This is a genomic window from Pedobacter nutrimenti, assembly GCF_032678445.1.
Lineage (GTDB): Bacteria > Bacteroidota > Bacteroidia > Sphingobacteriales > Sphingobacteriaceae > Pedobacter > Pedobacter nutrimenti_A.
In genome coordinates, this window is record NZ_JAVTSQ010000002.1 from 345734 (window position 1) to 362816 (window position 17083).

Below are 17083 nucleotides of genomic sequence, written 5' to 3' on the forward strand. Positions count from 1 at the left end.
ATTCAAATATTAACTGTGGGCAAATATAAGTATTGTAATCTAATTATAAAGTAGTGTTTTAATTACACTTGGGCATCTTTAGCCCGATCTAACATCCTTTGGTCATTTTACATTCCACACAAAGTCAAATAGGGCGAAAAAACAAAGCCAGCCTCGTTTTCTGTAGGCCTGAAAGGAATATTTTCATCAAAAAGCTCCGCAAGTTTTGCCCTTAATAAATCCAGAAACTCTGCTTTGATGCTTTCCAGCCGCTCCCCGTTCAGTTTGGTCTTCTCCTTGCCCTCCATAAAAAAGGTGCCCTCTTTTCGCATATTACGGGTACTGTACAGATTCGGCTCTACACCCGTCAAACCATTGGCCCGCTCAAAAACATACGTATAAAAAAGCGTTTGCACGAGGGCTTTATTCTGCTTATTCCCATTGGTATCGAATACCTCCTCCAGGCTGCTGAACCTCAGGTTATCGCTGCCGGTTTTATAATCCACAATACGGGTAATTCCGTTTCTGCGGTCTATGCGGTCTATAATCCCATGCAGAATAATCTTTTTTTCCTGTCCCTTAAGGCTGAATTTAAATTCAATCTGGTCTTTCTTCTCCATAGCCAGCACTTCAAAGGGTGCCTGCTGTTCATCATAGTCCAGGATCAGTGCAGCATACTCTTCTACTATGGCGAGTACGACCTTCTGCATGCCGTTGTGCACGACCTGGTGGTGCTGGTTCTCATACATCACCTGCGCAAATCCCCTTACCGCCAGGGCAGGTACGTCTTTCCGTTTCTGAGCAATACGCTCCTGTGTAACCGGGCCACCCTCCTCCATCAGGTCCTGATAAAAGGTTTCCATAACAAAGTGGAGTATGGAGCCAATGTAGTTGGCTTCCAGATTTTCCGAAATCTCCTTTGGCTCTTCAATCCTTGCGATATACTTGTAAAAGAACTGCAGCGGACAATTGATATAAGAGGTTAAAGCAGAAGCCGAAAGGCCAAGCTCTCCATTCAGGTATTTATTCAGCACAGTCATCACCTTTTCATCCTTCTTCACCTCTACATGCAATCTTTTTTCTGTGCGGATGCTTTGTTTATGTTCCAGGTAATTGAAAGTATAACCGCTTTCATATTCCAGTTGCCTTAAAAAACGCGTCGGTTCGCCTGTATTGGTATCATCAGCCTGCGCATTATACACCAGGCTCACTTTTTCAGAACGCTGCATCAACCGGTAAAACATATAAGCAGAAATGGCATCCTGATTTTCCAGAACCGGCAAACCATATGCCCTTCGGATGCTATCAGGAATAAAACTTGGAGAAACACTCGTCTGTGGCAACAAACCTTCGTTCACCCCGAGGATATAGATCCGTTCAAAATCCAGGCTCCGGCTTTCCAGTAAACCCATGACCTGTATCCCCTGAAGCGGCTCGCCAGTCAAAGGCACGGAAATGCCCTGAATAGCCTTCTGCATCAGCGACAAGACAAAAGAAACTTCCCTGATTTGCGTCAATTGAGGCAAATGCTCTTCAAGCGCATCATGCAAACGGTTCAACTCTTTAATCGTTGCCACAAACAGATCTGCCTCCGTTTGCTTCAAACTTTTATCTGCCAGCTGCTGTTCCAATATCCGTTTGAAAACAGCTTGTAACGAGAGCGTAGCCTCGGCCGCAGAATTGATCCTGGTAAAAAACAAGGCCAGCAAACCCTTCTGGCTTTGCAGGCGGACCAAAGGGACTTCTGCAAGTTGTTCCAGCAATAACTTTTGCTGTATTTTTGCCCGCATTTGCTCCGTGATTCCAGTGAGCGGATGCGATAAAAAAGCTTCCACTTCCCGGTAATACACCGTATCCTTTGCACCCTGGATCAATTGAGCCTGTACGCTCAACCAGAGATCGGCCAGGCCAAAAATGGAAGAAGCCACCAGTGGATAACCCATCGTGACATTCACGTCAATCGCCTTGTGCACTTCCCCCACCTCAAAATGCGTGGGAATGGTCTGCAAAACCGGCAGAAGTAAACTTTCGTCGGCCAGGATCAGGGCAATCTTACCCGCATCTGTTTCTCCCAATAAAGGATAATCCCGCTGCAACGCAGTGTTCAAAATCTTTGCCTGCGCAACCTGCCCCTGTGTCTTGTATACGTCTACCACTTTCGCGGGCAAACGGATCAGGTCGCGGGGGCCACCCAATGCATTGACCAGACCTGTCTGCTGTAAATTTCTTCTTAAAAACAGTCCGGCCTCCTGTATAGGGTCATTTAAATAATAAGTATCTGTATCAAAATAGAACAGGGCTTTACCGGCTTCCTGCCAGCGACTAAAAACCTTCGCCTCTGCCCGGCTCAACGCATTAAACCCAACAAAGATCAATTTCCCCTGCTCAAAAGACCGGACAAAATCATCAGATTTCCCTTCCGCCAGCTGCCGGTAAACATGCCCCATCGTGGTCAGTCCCTTTTCCCGGAGTGCCTCATGGAAGCCCAGGTAAAGTTCTGGCATCCGCTGCCACATTTTGATAAACTGTTCCTGCTGTTTTTTATGTTTTCCTTCAGAATAAGAACTCCAGAAGCCTTTTAAAAAGACCTGCTGTTCTTCACTCAGGTAATCAAACTGGTAATCCACTTCTGCAAAATCCTCCAGTTGCTCAAATAACTTCCCTGCATCAACCAGATCATTATCAATCTGGGCAAAATCACTTAAAATGATCCGGGCAACCGGATAAAATTTAGCGGGTTCTATCGGCTGATCTCCATATTGCAGGGCCAGCTCATTATACTTCTTATAGAGTGTAAAGAACTGCGTAAAGGCATCTGCCGTTTTTAAGGGGCTGGATAAAGCAAAAAATTCCTGTATGGTATAAAAAGCAGGGCTCCAGAAAGGCTTCTGTATCACAGCTGCCAGATGATGCTGTAAATAAGCGACCGGTCTCTTATTGTTAAAGACAATGGCTGCGTACTGCAGATCATCTCCCAGCCGCTCTACCAAATCTTCTGCTACTTCCTTTAAAAACGCCTTCATAACCAGCCTTTATTTTTCTTCTTCATTTTTATACTTTTTTCAAAACTCCGGTTAAGGCATAGAACAAATACGTATTCACCGTCGTATAACCCATCGCCTGCAGTAAACTTCTGTAGTGGTCTACCTGCTCTATGTGTTTATTACTTTCCTGCTGGGTAAATTTGTAATCAATAATGGTAACCTCTTTACCTTTCATCAGCACTTTATCCGGACGGTAGCTTTTTCCTTCGGCATCAATAATACTCCGCTCATTTAAACTTTCCTCACTGCCCGTCAGAATCTCCTGAAGCCCGCTGTGCTGCAAAACAGATAAGGCCTGATTGCGCAGAAAAGGCAGTTCCTCCGCTTTAAAAATACCATCCAGCAGCAGGGTCTGCAGCACCTCCTCCACTTCCTGCGGATCACTTGCCGAAGCCAGGATCTCATGAAGTATAGTCCCCGTCCTCCCGGCACTTTCTCCGGTAAGCAAATCAATTTCCCTGCGTTTCAGTCTTGCATCAAAAACCTGGCTCAATCTGTCCGATACCGGATAAAGTTCCAGTTCAATCTCCATTTTTAAAACTTCCTTTTCCGGCAGGGAAGGTACCGGATCATCGATCAGGTAATTTCCTTCTTCAGACAACTGGTCTGCAAAAACCTTAGAAAGCAAATCGCCGATATTACTCACCGTATCGGTCTTTTTACCCATAACACTGATGTACAAATATTCCTTTGACCTTGTTGTAGCTACATAAAGCATATTCAAAGCGTCCATATTATTGTACAGCAATTCTTCAAAATAAGGCCTCGCCACCGTTGACCGCCCCAGTTCTTTGGTATACTTCAACGGGATGCTGTGCAAATGGTGATAAGGGGTATTCGCTGCAGAAACCCAGAATATCCCATTGGTTTTACCATTAATATCCCAGTTGCAAAATGGCAGCATGACCGCACGAAAAGCCAAACCTTTAGATTTATGGATGGTAATCACTTGTACCGCATCTGTATTTTCAGAAGAAGGCAATGTTCTTCTCGCCCCTTCTTCCTCCCAATAATTCAGGAAGGCAGCGATTCCTTTTTCACCGTGCAGCGCAAAGCTTCCGGCCAGATCCCTCAATGCAAATAAATAAGGCAGCATCATCGCATTCCTTTTTTTATTCAGACCGTAAGCCTCTATAATTTTCTCCAGTAAAGCAGGAAGTGGCTGCTGCATCCAGGTCTGCCATTCCGCACAAAGCTTCTCCGGAAGCAAATCACCCAGCTGGGCCAGACTCTTAAACTTCAGAGAGAAAAAGTGATGAGGTTCAACGGATTTTTGCTGCAGCCTGGCATATAGGCTAATACAATTGGCCTTATACAAAGCGGTGTTCTCCGCCAGGCCACCCATCACCTGCAAAGTATTGATGATCAACTTCACCGCGGTATTATTGCTCAGCAACAGTGCCTCTCCCGAAATCACATCTATCCCCTGCTCCATGAGGGTTTCTACCGCGGCAATCGCTTCAGAATTCGACCGGACCAGGATACAAATATCGCGGGGTTTATATTTTTTTACGGTAAACAGAACATCAAGCTCTGCAATCATTTTACTTAAAGCCAGGTCCCGGAAGGTTGTCTTGGTGAGTGCATTTCCTTCAGGATCCGTTTTAAATACATTAAAACTGATGGTCCCGCCTTCCAGGGTATAAGGTGTTGTCTTCTGCTCTGCTTCTGCATACACATCGGTAACAATCTGGTCAAAGCCCTGTTGCTGCCACCATTTCAACAGATCAGGAAGGCTTTCCTGTTCTGCAATAGCACCATTTAAGCCCGATTGCATCAATTGAGGCAGCTGCTTAAAAAGTGTATTGTTAAAATGGATGATATTCTTCGTACTCCGGTAATTTTCTTCCAGACTATCTTCTACTACATTATGGATCTGAACATCCTGTTTAGCCTGCTGGTGCAAAATATTCCAGTCTCCGTTCCTCCAGCGGTAAATGGATTGTTTGGTATCCCCCACAATCAGGTGGTCTATTAATTTCCCGCTGGGCGAAGCCATGGCGTTGGTCAGCAAAGACTTAAAACTTCCCCATTGATTCGCTGAGGTATCCTGGAATTCATCAAACAGAAAATTCCGGTACCGGTTTCCCATTTTTTCCCAAATGAAGGAAGGATTGTCGTCCGCATCATCCGTAATCCCTTTCAACAGGGTTTGTGCGTCACTGATCAGCAGGTTCGGACTTTCATTCCGGTATTCCTTCAGTAAAACTGCCATTTCCTGCATCAGCCTCAGGTAATATAAATTTTTATTGAAGGCCTGGGCCAAAAGATAAGCAGACAATCCCTCCTGGTAAGCAGAGACCAGTTTAGCAATCACCGGGTTAAGTTCATCATAGGCCGTATTTACCGCAGCTTTCTGAAACCATTCTTCCGGCTGATCCACCAGTTTAGCCAAACTGCTGATCTTAGACAAATCTCCGTCCGCAATCTTCTGAAGATTATTCAAAGGCGAGCGGGACTTTCCTTTCAAATCGCCAACGTCAATATCTTCTACCTGAAAGATCTGCAAAGCCTGTTCTGCCAAATCCTTTACAGTACCTTCAAACGCTTCTATGCTCAACCGGGTGATCTTGTTATAGTCTTTGAACAAGGTATCCAGGTCTGCAATTTCTCCCAGTTCTTTCACGGCCTGTTCAAAAGGCTGATAACGCTCCTTAAAGATCTCATTCGTCAGCTCAATCAGTTCCCTCCTGTAGTTCCAGCTCAAATTGTTATTGATCCGGTCCAGGGCCAGGTCAATGATCCATTGCAGCAGTACCGGGTTCTTGTCCAAAGCCTTATCCAAACGCTCTGCCAGTTCGTTCTTTACCTTATCGTAATTCATTTCCAAACCATAACCGGCGTCCAACCCAAGCTCAAAAGCAAAGCCCCTGATCACTTTCTGAACAAAACCATCAATGGTACTCACCGAAAAACGGCTGTAATCGTGCAGGATTTTCCTGTAGATGACATCTGATTTTCGTTTTAAACCTCCGGCATCCAAATCCGGATGGGCCTTCAATACGATATCCCGGTAATCAGCAATCTTTTTAGATGTATCCCCCTGCGCAAAACCCTTCAGCACTTCCATGATCCTGGTTTTCATCTCTTCGGTTGCTTTGTTGGTAAAGGTTACCGCCAGAATTTCCCTGTATTTGGTTTCTGAAGAAAGCAAAAGAGTTAAATAATGTGCCGTCAGGCTAAAGGTTTTACCAGAGCCGGCAGAAGCTTGTAATATTTTAAGTGGCTGTTGAGGCATCAGGTAAAGCTAGAACTTATTTGTAAATTTACCATACGAACCCGACATGAATAACATAATCATCAAAGGCTCCACCTCACCATTAAAATAAAAACACAGATGAAACTAAAAGCATTATTATTCCTTGCATTGATCTCTGTTGCCGCAGCAGGCCAGGCCCAGGATAAAAAAGAAGGCGAAAAAAAAGAAGCCGTACACATTTATAATCCTAACGCCAACGCACAGGCAGATTTAAATACAGCGATTTCCAAAGCAAAGAAAGAAAAAAAGAATGTCCTGGTACAGGTAGGTGGCAACTGGTGCATCTGGTGCATCCGCTTTCATGAACTGGTAGACAAAACCCCGGAATTGAAAAAGCTGATTGGCGACAATTTTGAATGGGTACTGGTCAACTGGAGCCCGGAAAATAAAAACACCGCTGTTTTAAGCAAACTAGGCAATCCCGGACGTTTTGGCTTTCCTGTATTCGTTGTCCTCGACGGAGAAGGAAAAGTTCTTCACATTCAGGATTCCGGATACCTGGAAAGAGATGCAGAAGAAAGCAAAACAGAAGGCAAAGGCCACAGCATAAAAAAAGTCCAGGGCTTTTTAAACAACTGGACTTACAAAGCGCTGCATGCGCCAACGATCTAAATTAACTACCGGCCGTCTCCGTATTTAAAGAACATATTGACCGTAACCGGCAATCTTCCGCTGGGGTTAACTTCGTTTTTAAATACGGATGCTGCCGCCTTTTGCATAAAATCTTCTTTCTGATAAGCCACCAGCAAGAATTTACTATTCTCCAACCCACTCCATTGAGACAGGTTATAAGGGTTTGCAAAAACGGCAAAGCAGGCATTTTTCTGGCTCTGGTCTTTCAGGAACATCTTCAGGTCTGCACTCAGCACCATTCCATTTCCCGGGCGGGTACGGGTATCATGTATACCAATGATCACCTGGTCAAAACCAGCGAGTTCTCTCGCCACCACCGCAATCTGATTGGCATTTGCATTCTTATCTAAAGTATAAAAAACAGCATTCTGATAATAAGCCCCCAGTTCTTTTTGGAATACGGTTACCTCTGGTGTTCCAAGGCTAATAATTACTGTTCTTTTTTCTTTATCAAGCTGAGGGAGCAGTTCACGCCCTTTCAGTAAAGTCATCGCAGCATTGGCCAGTTCCTGACGTAACGCCAGACTCTCCGGACGGTTCACATCGGCATGCACATGATGTTCATCCAGGCTGTCCTTCTTGTTTAAACCTGCCCAATATTTGGCCATGAGAATCTTTTTCACACTTTCGTCAATCCGTTCCATGCTGATCCTTCCCGAGCGCACAGCTTTTCGAACGAGTTTAATGGCCCGGTCACTATTTTCCGAAAGTTCCAGGATATCATTACCGGCAATCACCGCCATCACATCGGCTTCACCATCTTTAAAATATTTCACCACCCCCTTCATTTCCATCGCATCGGAAATAATGATGCCTTTAAAACCAAGCTCTTCCTTTAAGATCCCTGTTACAATAGGTTTTGACAAGGTTGAAGGCATATGTGGGGTATTGTCCAGCGCCGGAATATTCATATGAGCAATCATCACACCCGAGGCATTTTGCCGGATCAGTTCCCAGAAAGGATAGATCTCCAGGCTGTCCAGGCGGGCTTTAGTAAAATTCAGCTGAGGCAGGTCAAAATGAGAATCCACATCAGTATCCCCATGCCCCGGGAAATGTTTCAGGCTCACCATCAGACCGCCATCCTGCATCCCCTTCATATAGGCCGCACCAGAGGTAGCCACGTTATATTTATTTTCGCCAAAAGAACGGTAATTGATGACCGGGTTCTTTGCGTTATTGTTCACGTCAACATCGGGTGCCAGGTTCATATGCATCCCCACTCTCCGGTAATCTTTTGCAACCTCCAGTCCCATTTTATAGATCAGCTCTTTATTTTGAACTGCCCCCAGTGCCATTTGGTACGGATAAGAAATGGTACTGTCCAGGCGCATACCCAAACCCCATTCTCCATCAGAAGTAACCAGCAGCGGTACACGTGCCAGTTCCTGGTATTTATTGGTGAGGATCACCTGCCTGCCCGGGCCACCTTGAAAAAACACCAGACCTCCTATTCGTTCTTTCTTAATTACATTTCCGATTGAATCCTCATAGGCCTTTGTAGAATTGGTTAAAGCTCTGACAAAGAACATTTGTGCGATCTTCTGACGCCTGCTCAATTTATTAAAAACAGAATCTACCCATTGATTCGGCTCGGAAAGTGTTTCTATGTACGACTTTTTTTGGGCATTAACTGTAGATATGGAAGCGAGGGCAACAAATGCCCAAGCCGAAAAATGCTTAAACTTCATTATTTTAACGAATGGTTAGGAGCCCAAAGATAAACACAAAATAGAACACCGCCGACTTTCGAAAAAATAAAGCCATAAAAAATCCTGAACCAGTTCAACCAATTCAGGATTTTTTATCCACCTCATGATTAAGGTAATTTTTTAAATATGTTGGTCACTACCTGTGGAATATCATCCACTGCTTTTTGAGGATTGTCCAGATCCCCCTCTGCCCAGCCTCTCCAGATTATTTTTTTAGTTTTCCTGTCAATCAGGTCAATCATAATACTTCCAGCTTTTACATTTTCCCTTCTGGCTTCACTACCCGCATATACTGGCATAGGGTCATAATAAGAAAAATATCTGTACGCCCTTCCCCGGTAATAAGCAATCCTTGGACTTAACCTTGCTGGAGGATTGTAATATACAGGGTCGTTGTACTCCCGGGTTTCTTTATTGACCACGGCTGTATACCTGATCAGGATATCGGGCTTCTGGTTATCGAGTACCAGACCTTTTTTCTCTATCTCTTTACTTGCCGCATCAACAATCCTGTCTGTTGCCACGTCATTGTTGTAAAAACTGGATGATTTGGAATAACCCTCAGGTATCCAGGCATAGGTCTTATAATGCTGGGTACTGAGTGGTTTGTTACTCACTGCATAATAGCTGTAAGAAGAACATGCTGAAGCCATTACACTTATGGTGAACAGCATAAAAATTAGTCTTTTCATATTTTTTAATCCTTTCTATAATTACATATTGCAATCATTTCTACCGGGATGACTAACCTTTTGTCCTTTATTGAGAACTGATTACTATCTATGAGACACTTAACAGGGAAAAAAGTTTAATTTATTTTCCGGGTCTGAATTTTTATGTATCAAAATTGATACAGTTTTACAAAGCTCTTTAACCTGTTCTTATTTAGGTTTCATTTTTTTTATCTACCCTATAAAAAACAGATAGCAACCCTTCCAAGGTGGATTATTCCTTTTCGACATTAAAGTCTTCGATTTACTGGCACATTTATTTCAGTTCTATACCCGACAAATAAATGAAACAATTAAGAACCCTAAAAATCCCTTAACATGAAGAAGCTCATTTTTCTGGCAGCAAGCCTGTTCGTTGCAGGTGCTGTACACGCTCAAAGTCCAATAAGAATCGGTATCAAAGCCGGGCTTAACCTTCCCAACATCATCAAAGATAATGGGAACAATAATTTCAGCACCAAAATAAACCCTGGCTTTAATGCCGGTTTAACACTGGATGTTAATCTGATAGAGGGTCTGGCGATTACACCGGAACTCTTGTATTCTCAAAAAGGCTATAAACTCACCTCTGATGTTGGAGAATTTACACAGACGACCAATTTTATTGACATTCCTGTTCTGGCAACGATTAAGCTTGGTGCAAGCCCATTACATCTGGTTGTAGGTCCTGAGGTCTCCTTCCTGCTCTCTACCAAAAATAAATTCAAAAATGGTTTTGGTTCGGCAGAAGAGAAAATTGTTGAAGATGATGCAGATCGTTTCAAGAAAAGTCTGTTTGGTGGCGTTATCGGTTTCCGTTATGACATCAATAGCAACGTCGACATTCATGGCCGTTATGCACTCGATTTCCAAAAGAACAACCAAAATGGCAGTACCCAAACCCCGGAATATAAAAACCAGGTGTTTTCTGTTGGCTTTGGTTATAAATTCTAAATCCTTGTCTTTTTGTTAAGACATCGTTCTGAATGACTGCGCCTTGAATGCGCTATGAGTGCGCCATGAGTGCGCCTTTTTTCAATTAAAAGGCGCACTCATGGCGCACTCATTTTGTAGTTAAACTGCAATCGTATGGAACGACTACTGATCCATCTAGCAAACCGTACTCAACTCTCTGAGGGCGTCTTTTACATATAAGCTTGCCAGCTTGTCTACCACATAATCGATCTCTTCTTCAGTATTGTAACGGCTAAAGGAAAAGCGAATGGTTGTGCGGTCAAAATCACCACCTAGAGCACTGAGTACATGAGATCCTGCATTAGAATGGCTACTGCAGGCACTTCCGCCAGAAGCACAAATGTTATTTTGGTCCAGATAAACCAAAGGAGACTGTCCTCCGGCAGGAGTTGGGAGAGATACACTCAATACAGTAGCCAGACTCAGTTGATCTACAGCAGAATTACCGTTAAATTTAATTCCCGGGATTTTACGGATCAGATTGTAAATCATTTTTTCTTTAAGATGACGAATGTGCGGTTGATAAACTGATGAATTCCTGTAAGCCAGTTCCAGGGCTTTGGCCAGGCCTACAATACCGGTCACATTTTCAGTGCCGCTACGCTGTCCTTTTTCCTGTGATCCGCCATTGATCAATGGCTGTAATGGTGTTAAGGAACGTTTATATAGAAAGCCGGTTCCCTTAGGCCCATGAAATTTATGGGCAGAGCCTACTAAAAAATCTGTTTTTAATGTTGAGGTATTATACCTGTACTGCCCCATGGTCTGAACAGTATCGGTGTGAAATATTGCGCCGTAGCTTTTACAGACTTCTCCGATTTCATAAATATCATTCAGATTTCCAATTTCATTGTTTCCGTGCATTACAGAAACAAAAGCTTTTTCATGAGCAGACAAGAACTGGTCCAGGTGGGAAAGGGATAAGTTTCCTTTTTCATCGTGTTTTAAATAGATCACCCTGATTTCCCCGTTGTGCTGTAAATTTCTCAGCGTGCTCAAAACCGCATGATGTTCAAAAGGTGTGGTGATGGCCAGCCGGATTCCATTGGACCGGATGGCTGAAACAATTGCAGTATTATCGGCTTCCGTTCCACCCGAGGTAAATACGATCTGGTCCGGGCTCGCTTCCAGCAGGTCAGCAATAATACCTCTGGATTGTTCAATAGCCGTTCTTGCGGCTTTGCCATGCTGATGGGCGGAAGATGGATTTCCAAAATTCTCGAAAAGATAGGGTTCCATTGCTTGAAAAACTTCTCTGCTTAATGGAGTTGTGGCGGCATTGTCTAAGTAAATTTTCATCTTTTTAATTTAAAATTTGATAAAAGCTACTTATTCAGAAATTCAGATGGAATCATCAATCTTATCTTTCCGCAACATGCGGAAGGAGTTAGCACCTTATACGATAACAGGTTGCTAAGACGTCACAGGGCCTTTCCCTCAGTCTTTCTGGATAAGTAAATACGTTTAAGAACGAATTCTTAAAACAAAGGTAATAATAGTCTACTAATTAAGTATACTTTTTATGATTTTTTTTTCTCCCCGTAATTCTTACGCTCTTTAAGGATTTCTTAACATTAAGGGAATATTGCCGATGTAGATTTGTTAAAAATTTTAACATCGAAACAACAGCTACCCTTTCTATCCCTGACCTGGTGACTTCCTTAAAACAAGGAGATACACTTGCTATGGAAAACATCTACCGTAATTATTGGGAGACTGTTTTAGACAGTGTGTACAAAAGGGTACGTGATGAAGAGGTTGCACAAGACATTACACAGGAAATTTTTATTTCCCTTTGGGAAAACCGCGAACGTTTGGTGATTGAGGGGAGCCTGGGGGCCTATCTGCAGGGTGCGGTAAAATATAAGGTCATCAATTATTTTAAATCGGCGATTGTTAAAGAAAAACACCAGGACGATTTGACGATGCTGGTTGGAGAACAAAATGCTGCTTCGGCAGAAAGCCAGCTCCTGTTAAAAGACCTCCATAAAGAAATTGATGAAGCACTGATGGAACTACCTGATAAGATGCGACTTATATTTTCCATGAGCAGGAAGCAGGAAAAAACCATTCAAGAGATTTCCCAGGAGTTGAACCTGTCTGCTCAAACGGTTAAGAATCAAATTTCCGCAGCATTAAAAGTCGTAAAGAAAAGATTGTCTTATTTGCTCATCTTAAGCATTCTGATCCTGTTAACACAAACTTAACCCAAGCTTAACGGTATTGGGTAGTACCATTCTTTTTTTGAACTGACATGTATATAGATGACAAAAGAAGAAAGGGCTAGTCTACTGCTCCAAAAATATACGGACCATACCGCAACTCCAACTGAGCGCAAACAGGTGGAAGAATGGTACGCGGAATACGATAAACATCCGGTACAGTTAAATCCTGCCGCCAAAGAAAAAATCCATGCCCGGATATCCGCCCGGATTCAGGAGGAAATGACCAGAGAAACAAGAACAATCCACAAAAGGTTTCCGATGCTGCAATTTGTACTCCGCACCGCGGCGGTGCTTGCTGTGGTTTGTGGAGCCGGACTGGCTTTTTTGCATTTTTCCAGACACCAAGCTCTTCCTGAAAAATTGGTAACGGTGGCTACCCTGCCTGGTGAAAAAAAGGATCTGATTTTACCGGATGGTTCACAAATTACATTGAACCCCTCCTCCCGGATCGTTTATCCTGCAAAGTTTAAACACAACAGCCGCCTGGTTAAACTGACAGAAGGAGAAGCTTTCTTCAAAATAGCACATGAGGAACAGCGGCCCTTTACCGTTCAAACTTCAAACGATATTTACACCAGAGTTCTGGGAACGTCTTTCCGGATCAAATCTTATCATTTGAGCCCGAAAATTGAGGTTTCAGTGGCCACAGGAAAAGTGGCCGTTGGGAATTCGCACCAGGTATTCGGTACCCTGGAAAAAGGTCAGCAAATCTCCTATGACAAGAAGAGACAGCTTGCTGCAATCAGTTACACACCTCAGCCCGTGTATGTCAACCTTGTTTTTGAAGGAACCCCTTTAAAAAAGGTATTAGAAAAGCTCGCTTATGCTTACAGTATTCAGATAGAGCTGGACAACCCTGTACTGGGTAACCGGAAATGTACGGCCTCCTTTAATACCAGACAAAAACCGGAAGAGATCCTGGACATCCTGTGTAGCCTTCATCACTTAAAATTTAACCAATCAGACGATCATAAAACCTTTAATGTGTATAAAAAATGAGTGTATAGAAGAAAATGTATAAACCGGTACTGATCAGATCAGCACCGGTAATTTTTGGAGCCGGGCTTCTAACGCCAATTGAACCGCCCAGCTTATTTTAAAACACGATTTAATGTTATAAAACAAATAAAAATATGAAAAAATCCTCAAAGAAGAGGTTACCAGCTCTTTATAAAGCCATGAAATACTCCTTATTAACTTTTTCTATCCTGTGTACCTTCTGCGGGGCGCTTCTGGCCTCTCCTTCCATGGCACAAAAAATGGAAAAAAGTACGGTGAGCCTGAAAGCAGCCAAAGACCGGTCTGCTATTTCCCTGATCAAAGAGATTGAAAGTGCAACCGGGCTTCATTTTGTGTACAATCCAGACTTGCTTGCAGAGCACAAAGCAGAAAGCGATTTTTCAAAAAATGAGAAAGTAGCTTCTGTTCTTAAAAAACTAGGCCTGATCTATACAGAGAAAGGCGATTATATTTTACTTAGAAGCCTTCCTGAGCCGCCTAAAAAGGCAGACAGGATTCTTAAAGGTGTGGTTAAAGATTCTACTGGAATGACCATGCCTGGGGTATCGGTAAAGGTACAGGGGACTTCAAAAGCCACCACAACCGATGCGAACGGAAAGTTCTCTATTTCCGCTCCGGACGATGCCATCCTGGTTTTTTCTATGGTGGGTTATAAAACCAAACAGGTGAAATTTGCGGGAAGCGATGATATAACGGTGATTTTGCAGGAAGACAAATCCTTGCTGAGTGAGGTGATTGTAGTGGGTTATGGAACCCAGAAAAAAGCCACTCTAAGCGGCGCGGTAAGTACCGTTTCCCTGGATCAGCTGAATTCCCGCTCGGTAAACAGCGTTGGAGAAGTTCTGGCAGGGAAAGCACCGGGTGTCATTGTAACCAATGAAGGTGGAGACCCGACATCGGGCCCAAGGATAAACATCAGGGGTTCTGGTGGGATTAACGGAGAAAGCCCTTTATATGTGATAGATGGATCTATCGTTACCGGCGCTCCTATAACAAGAGGAGACGGAACTATCGGATATGGTGCACCGGTTATCAACCCAAATGATATTGAATCTATTTCTGTATTGAAAGATGGTGCTGCTGCCATTTATGGTGCAAGAGCATCCGGTGGGGTGATCCTGATCACCACTAAAAGAGGCAAAAGTGGTAAATTGCAGATTACATTTGATGGTAAATACGGAACACAAAGCGCCTGGAAAAAGTTACAGCCATTAAATGCTGCTCAACGTGCTACGGTAGCCGCTACCGCAGCTAAAAACGGTGGAACTGCCATTCTTCCTGCTTTTGATCCGGCAAAATATCCTGACGGACAGATCACCAGAACCAATTGGATGGATGAGGTTTTCAAAACAGGAAATACACAGGATTATAACTTAGGTATTTCTGGTGGAACGGAGAAATCCAATATCTTCCTAAGCTTCAATTATAGAAAAGCAGAAGGCATCGTTTTAAATACCAATGCAAAGCGTTATAATTTCCGGATCAATTCTGACCATCAGCTGACCTCCTGGTTAAAAGTAGGTGAGAATTTATCTTTCAGCAGCACCAATGGACAAGGCGCAAATACCAGCAGCGACTATACAGGCGCTCTGCTTTCTGCCATTTATTACCCAACCAACGGTACACCTTATAATCCGGCCGGATCTTTTGCTGGTTTACCTGGCGGACAATACGCTGGTGATTACGGAGATATCGTGAATCCGGTTGCTGATTTGATGCGTTTGGATGTGAATAAGCCGGAAAACACATTGGTCGTGAATCCTTATGCTGTCGTTAACCTGGCAAAAGGCCTGACCTTCAGATCGAATTTAAGTGTAACCAAAGGTTTTTACAACTCTACTATTTTTACACCGAAACGTCCGGAAGTAGGAAAACCTGTCCTGATCAACTCTCTGGAAGAAAAACAAAGAACCCTGAATGACATCCTTGCAGAACAGGTACTGTCTTACAAAACAGATATCAATTTACACCATTTGGATTTTACAGGTGGTTATTCTTTCCAGAAGAAGAGCTCCAAGGGCTTTTCTGTGATTGGACATGGTTTTGATGATGAGTCTCCTTCCAGACGGTATTTGGTTAATGCAACTGTATTTGAACCTGCAATAAGTGATGTGGTTAAAGAAGCGATATCTTCTCTTTTCCTAAGAGCAAATTATACCTACTCTGATAAATATCTCCTTTCCGTAATTGGCCGCCATGATGGCTCTTCTTTGCTCCCTAAATCAGACAACAAGTATCAGTATTATTATTCAGCTTCTGCAGGATGGGTATTGACCAAGGAAAATTTCTTAGCGGAAAGCACCTGGTTAAATGAACTCAAAATCCGGGGAAGTTATGGCTTACTGGGTAACCTGGCCAGCTTATCACCACAAGATGTTAGCCCCTTATTACAAAGTACCATCGCTTATTTCGGCCAGGTACCTGCTGTACAAAATGGTTACGTATCTACCGTTCTGGCCAACCCTAACATGAAGTGGGCGAAGTCTAAACAAACCAATATTGGTATTGACCTGGGTGTCTTAAAAAACAGCCTGACCCTTACCGCAGACTACTTTATTAAAAACACCTCGGATATGATCCTGACCAGACCGTTACCTGGAACATCGGGACTAAACAGTCAGACCATTAATGCCGGTGTGGTACAGGATAAGGGTATTGAGTTGGGATTGACGTACAACAGCCAGAAAAACAGGGAATTTACCTATTCCATCAATGCGACTTTAACGAAATTGAAGAATAAAGTGATCGAGCTTGCTCCCGGACTCAACAGCATCACGCCTTCTACAAATTTCAGAAACGAAGTTGCACCTTTATACATCACAGACGGACAGCCTTTATACAGCTATTATGTATTGAAAACGCAGGGTATTTTCCAGACACAGGCAGAAGTAGACAACTACAAAAACTCTAAGGGGGTTAAAATTCAACCCAATGCAAAACCAGGTGATTTCAAATTCGCCGATCTGGATGACAGCGGTTCAATTGATGCCAAAGACCGGTATTTTGCGGGCAGTGCTTATCCAAACTTCACTTATGGTTTGAGCTTCAATGCCAACTACAAAAACTTTGACCTGAATATTTTTGCACAGGGTGTTTATGGCAATAAATTGTTTAATGCCGTAAAACGCACCACTTACAGCGCCAGCGGTCCTTCTTATAACAAGCTGGTTGGAATTCTGGATGCCTGGTCTCCTGAAAATCCAAATGGAAAAGTACCGATCATTTCTACTTCTGATGCCAATGGCAACTTCAATGCTTCTGATTTCTACGTGGAAAGCGGTTCCTACCTGCGCTTAAGAAACGTCACCCTGGGCTATACCCTACCTAAGTCGGTGAGCAACAGATTAAGAACAGGTTCTGTGCGTATCTACGCGACTTCAAACAACCTGTTTACCATTACCAAATACTCAGGATTTGATCCGGAAATCGGAATGGACAACAATGGATTGGATGTAGGACGTTATCCGCAAGCCAGAAGCTTCCTGCTTGGATTAAGTGTGAATTTATAATTTTTAAAAAGAAGAGA

The 17083-nt window shown here is 43.3% G+C and carries 10 protein-coding genes and 1 riboswitch; of the genes, 5 read left to right on the top strand and 5 right to left on the bottom strand.

Annotated elements, in window-relative coordinates:
* Positions 1-107 precede the first annotated feature (107 nt).
* Positions 108-3002, bottom strand: coding sequence for a PD-(D/E)XK nuclease family protein (locus R2S08_RS04225; protein ID WP_316833986.1), 2895 nt, complete (start codon positions 3000-3002; stop codon positions 108-110).
* A 28-nt stretch (positions 3003-3030) separates the two neighbouring features.
* Positions 3031-6261 (bottom strand): UvrD-helicase domain-containing protein, encoded by a 3231-nt coding sequence (locus tag R2S08_RS04230; RefSeq protein WP_316833987.1) that lies wholly within the window; start codon positions 6259-6261, stop codon positions 3031-3033.
* A gap of 99 nt (positions 6262-6360) precedes the next feature.
* Here R2S08_RS04230 and R2S08_RS04235 point away from each other — a divergent pair, with 99 nt between their 5' ends.
* Positions 6361-6894: a thioredoxin family protein gene (locus tag R2S08_RS04235; RefSeq protein ID WP_316833988.1), complete on the top strand. Its 534-nt coding sequence runs from the start codon at positions 6361-6363 to the stop codon at positions 6892-6894.
* A gap of 5 nt (positions 6895-6899) precedes the next feature.
* Here the strand turns inward: R2S08_RS04235 and R2S08_RS04240 are convergent, their stop codons facing one another.
* Positions 6900-8606 carry a glycoside hydrolase family 3 protein gene (locus R2S08_RS04240; protein WP_316833989.1) on the bottom strand — a complete coding sequence of 569 codons (1707 nt, stop codon included), beginning with the start codon at positions 8604-8606 and terminating at the stop codon, positions 6900-6902.
* A gap of 128 nt (positions 8607-8734) precedes the next feature.
* Positions 8735-9319 carry a DUF4136 domain-containing protein gene (locus tag R2S08_RS04245; protein ID WP_316833990.1) on the bottom strand — a complete coding sequence of 195 codons (585 nt, stop codon included), beginning with the start codon at positions 9317-9319 and terminating at the stop codon, positions 8735-8737.
* 357 nt (positions 9320-9676) lie between these two features.
* Here R2S08_RS04245 and R2S08_RS04250 point away from each other — a divergent pair, with 357 nt between their 5' ends.
* Entirely contained in the window at positions 9677-10291 is a 615-nt protein-coding gene (locus R2S08_RS04250; protein WP_133779177.1) for a porin family protein, read from the top strand.
* 156 nt (positions 10292-10447) lie between these two features.
* Here the strand turns inward: R2S08_RS04250 and R2S08_RS04255 are convergent, their stop codons facing one another.
* Positions 10448-11611, bottom strand: coding sequence for a cysteine desulfurase family protein (locus R2S08_RS04255; protein WP_316833991.1), 1164 nt, complete (start codon positions 11609-11611; stop codon positions 10448-10450).
* A gap of 58 nt (positions 11612-11669) precedes the next feature.
* A riboswitch (SAM riboswitch) is annotated at positions 11670-11769 on the bottom strand.
* 195 nt (positions 11770-11964) lie between these two features.
* Between R2S08_RS04255 and R2S08_RS04260 the strand changes: the two genes are divergently transcribed.
* The 3 genes from R2S08_RS04260 (at position 11965) to R2S08_RS04270 (ending at position 17066) form a co-directional block, all read left to right on the top strand.
* Positions 11965-12519 (top strand): RNA polymerase sigma-70 factor, encoded by a 555-nt coding sequence (locus R2S08_RS04260; RefSeq protein ID WP_316833992.1) that lies wholly within the window; start codon positions 11965-11967, stop codon positions 12517-12519.
* A 57-nt stretch (positions 12520-12576) separates the two neighbouring features.
* Positions 12577-13536 carry a FecR family protein gene (locus R2S08_RS04265; protein WP_316833993.1) on the top strand — a complete coding sequence of 320 codons (960 nt, stop codon included), beginning with the start codon at positions 12577-12579 and terminating at the stop codon, positions 13534-13536.
* A gap of 134 nt (positions 13537-13670) precedes the next feature.
* On the top strand, positions 13671-17066 hold the full coding sequence (locus R2S08_RS04270) for a TonB-dependent receptor (protein ID WP_316833994.1): 3396 nt from the start codon (positions 13671-13673) through the stop codon (positions 17064-17066).
* Positions 17067-17083: the final 17 nt, after the last annotated feature.

What these genes read in the sequence shown, in the direction of transcription:
- R2S08_RS04235 (WP_316833988.1), top strand. Translation starts at nt 6,361, where the DNA reads ATGAAACTAAAAGCATTATTATTCCTTGCATTGATCTCTGTTGCCGCA.
- R2S08_RS04240 (WP_316833989.1), bottom strand. Translation starts at nt 8,606, where the DNA reads ATGAAGTTTAAGCATTTTTCGGCTTGGGCATTTGTTGCCCTCGCTTCC.
- R2S08_RS04230 (WP_316833987.1), bottom strand. Translation starts at nt 6,261, where the DNA reads ATGCCTCAACAGCCACTTAAAATATTACAAGCTTCTGCCGGCTCTGGT.
- R2S08_RS04250 (WP_133779177.1), top strand. Translation starts at nt 9,677, where the DNA reads ATGAAGAAGCTCATTTTTCTGGCAGCAAGCCTGTTCGTTGCAGGTGCT.
- R2S08_RS04245 (WP_316833990.1), bottom strand. Translation starts at nt 9,319, where the DNA reads ATGAAAAGACTAATTTTTATGCTGTTCACCATAAGTGTAATGGCTTCA.
- R2S08_RS04225 (WP_316833986.1), bottom strand. Translation starts at nt 3,002, where the DNA reads ATGAAGGCGTTTTTAAAGGAAGTAGCAGAAGATTTGGTAGAGCGGCTG.
- R2S08_RS04255 (WP_316833991.1), bottom strand. Translation starts at nt 11,611, where the DNA reads ATGAAAATTTACTTAGACAATGCCGCCACAACTCCATTAAGCAGAGAA.
- R2S08_RS04265 (WP_316833993.1), top strand. Translation starts at nt 12,577, where the DNA reads ATGACAAAAGAAGAAAGGGCTAGTCTACTGCTCCAAAAATATACGGAC.
- R2S08_RS04270 (WP_316833994.1), top strand. Translation starts at nt 13,671, where the DNA reads ATGAAAAAATCCTCAAAGAAGAGGTTACCAGCTCTTTATAAAGCCATG.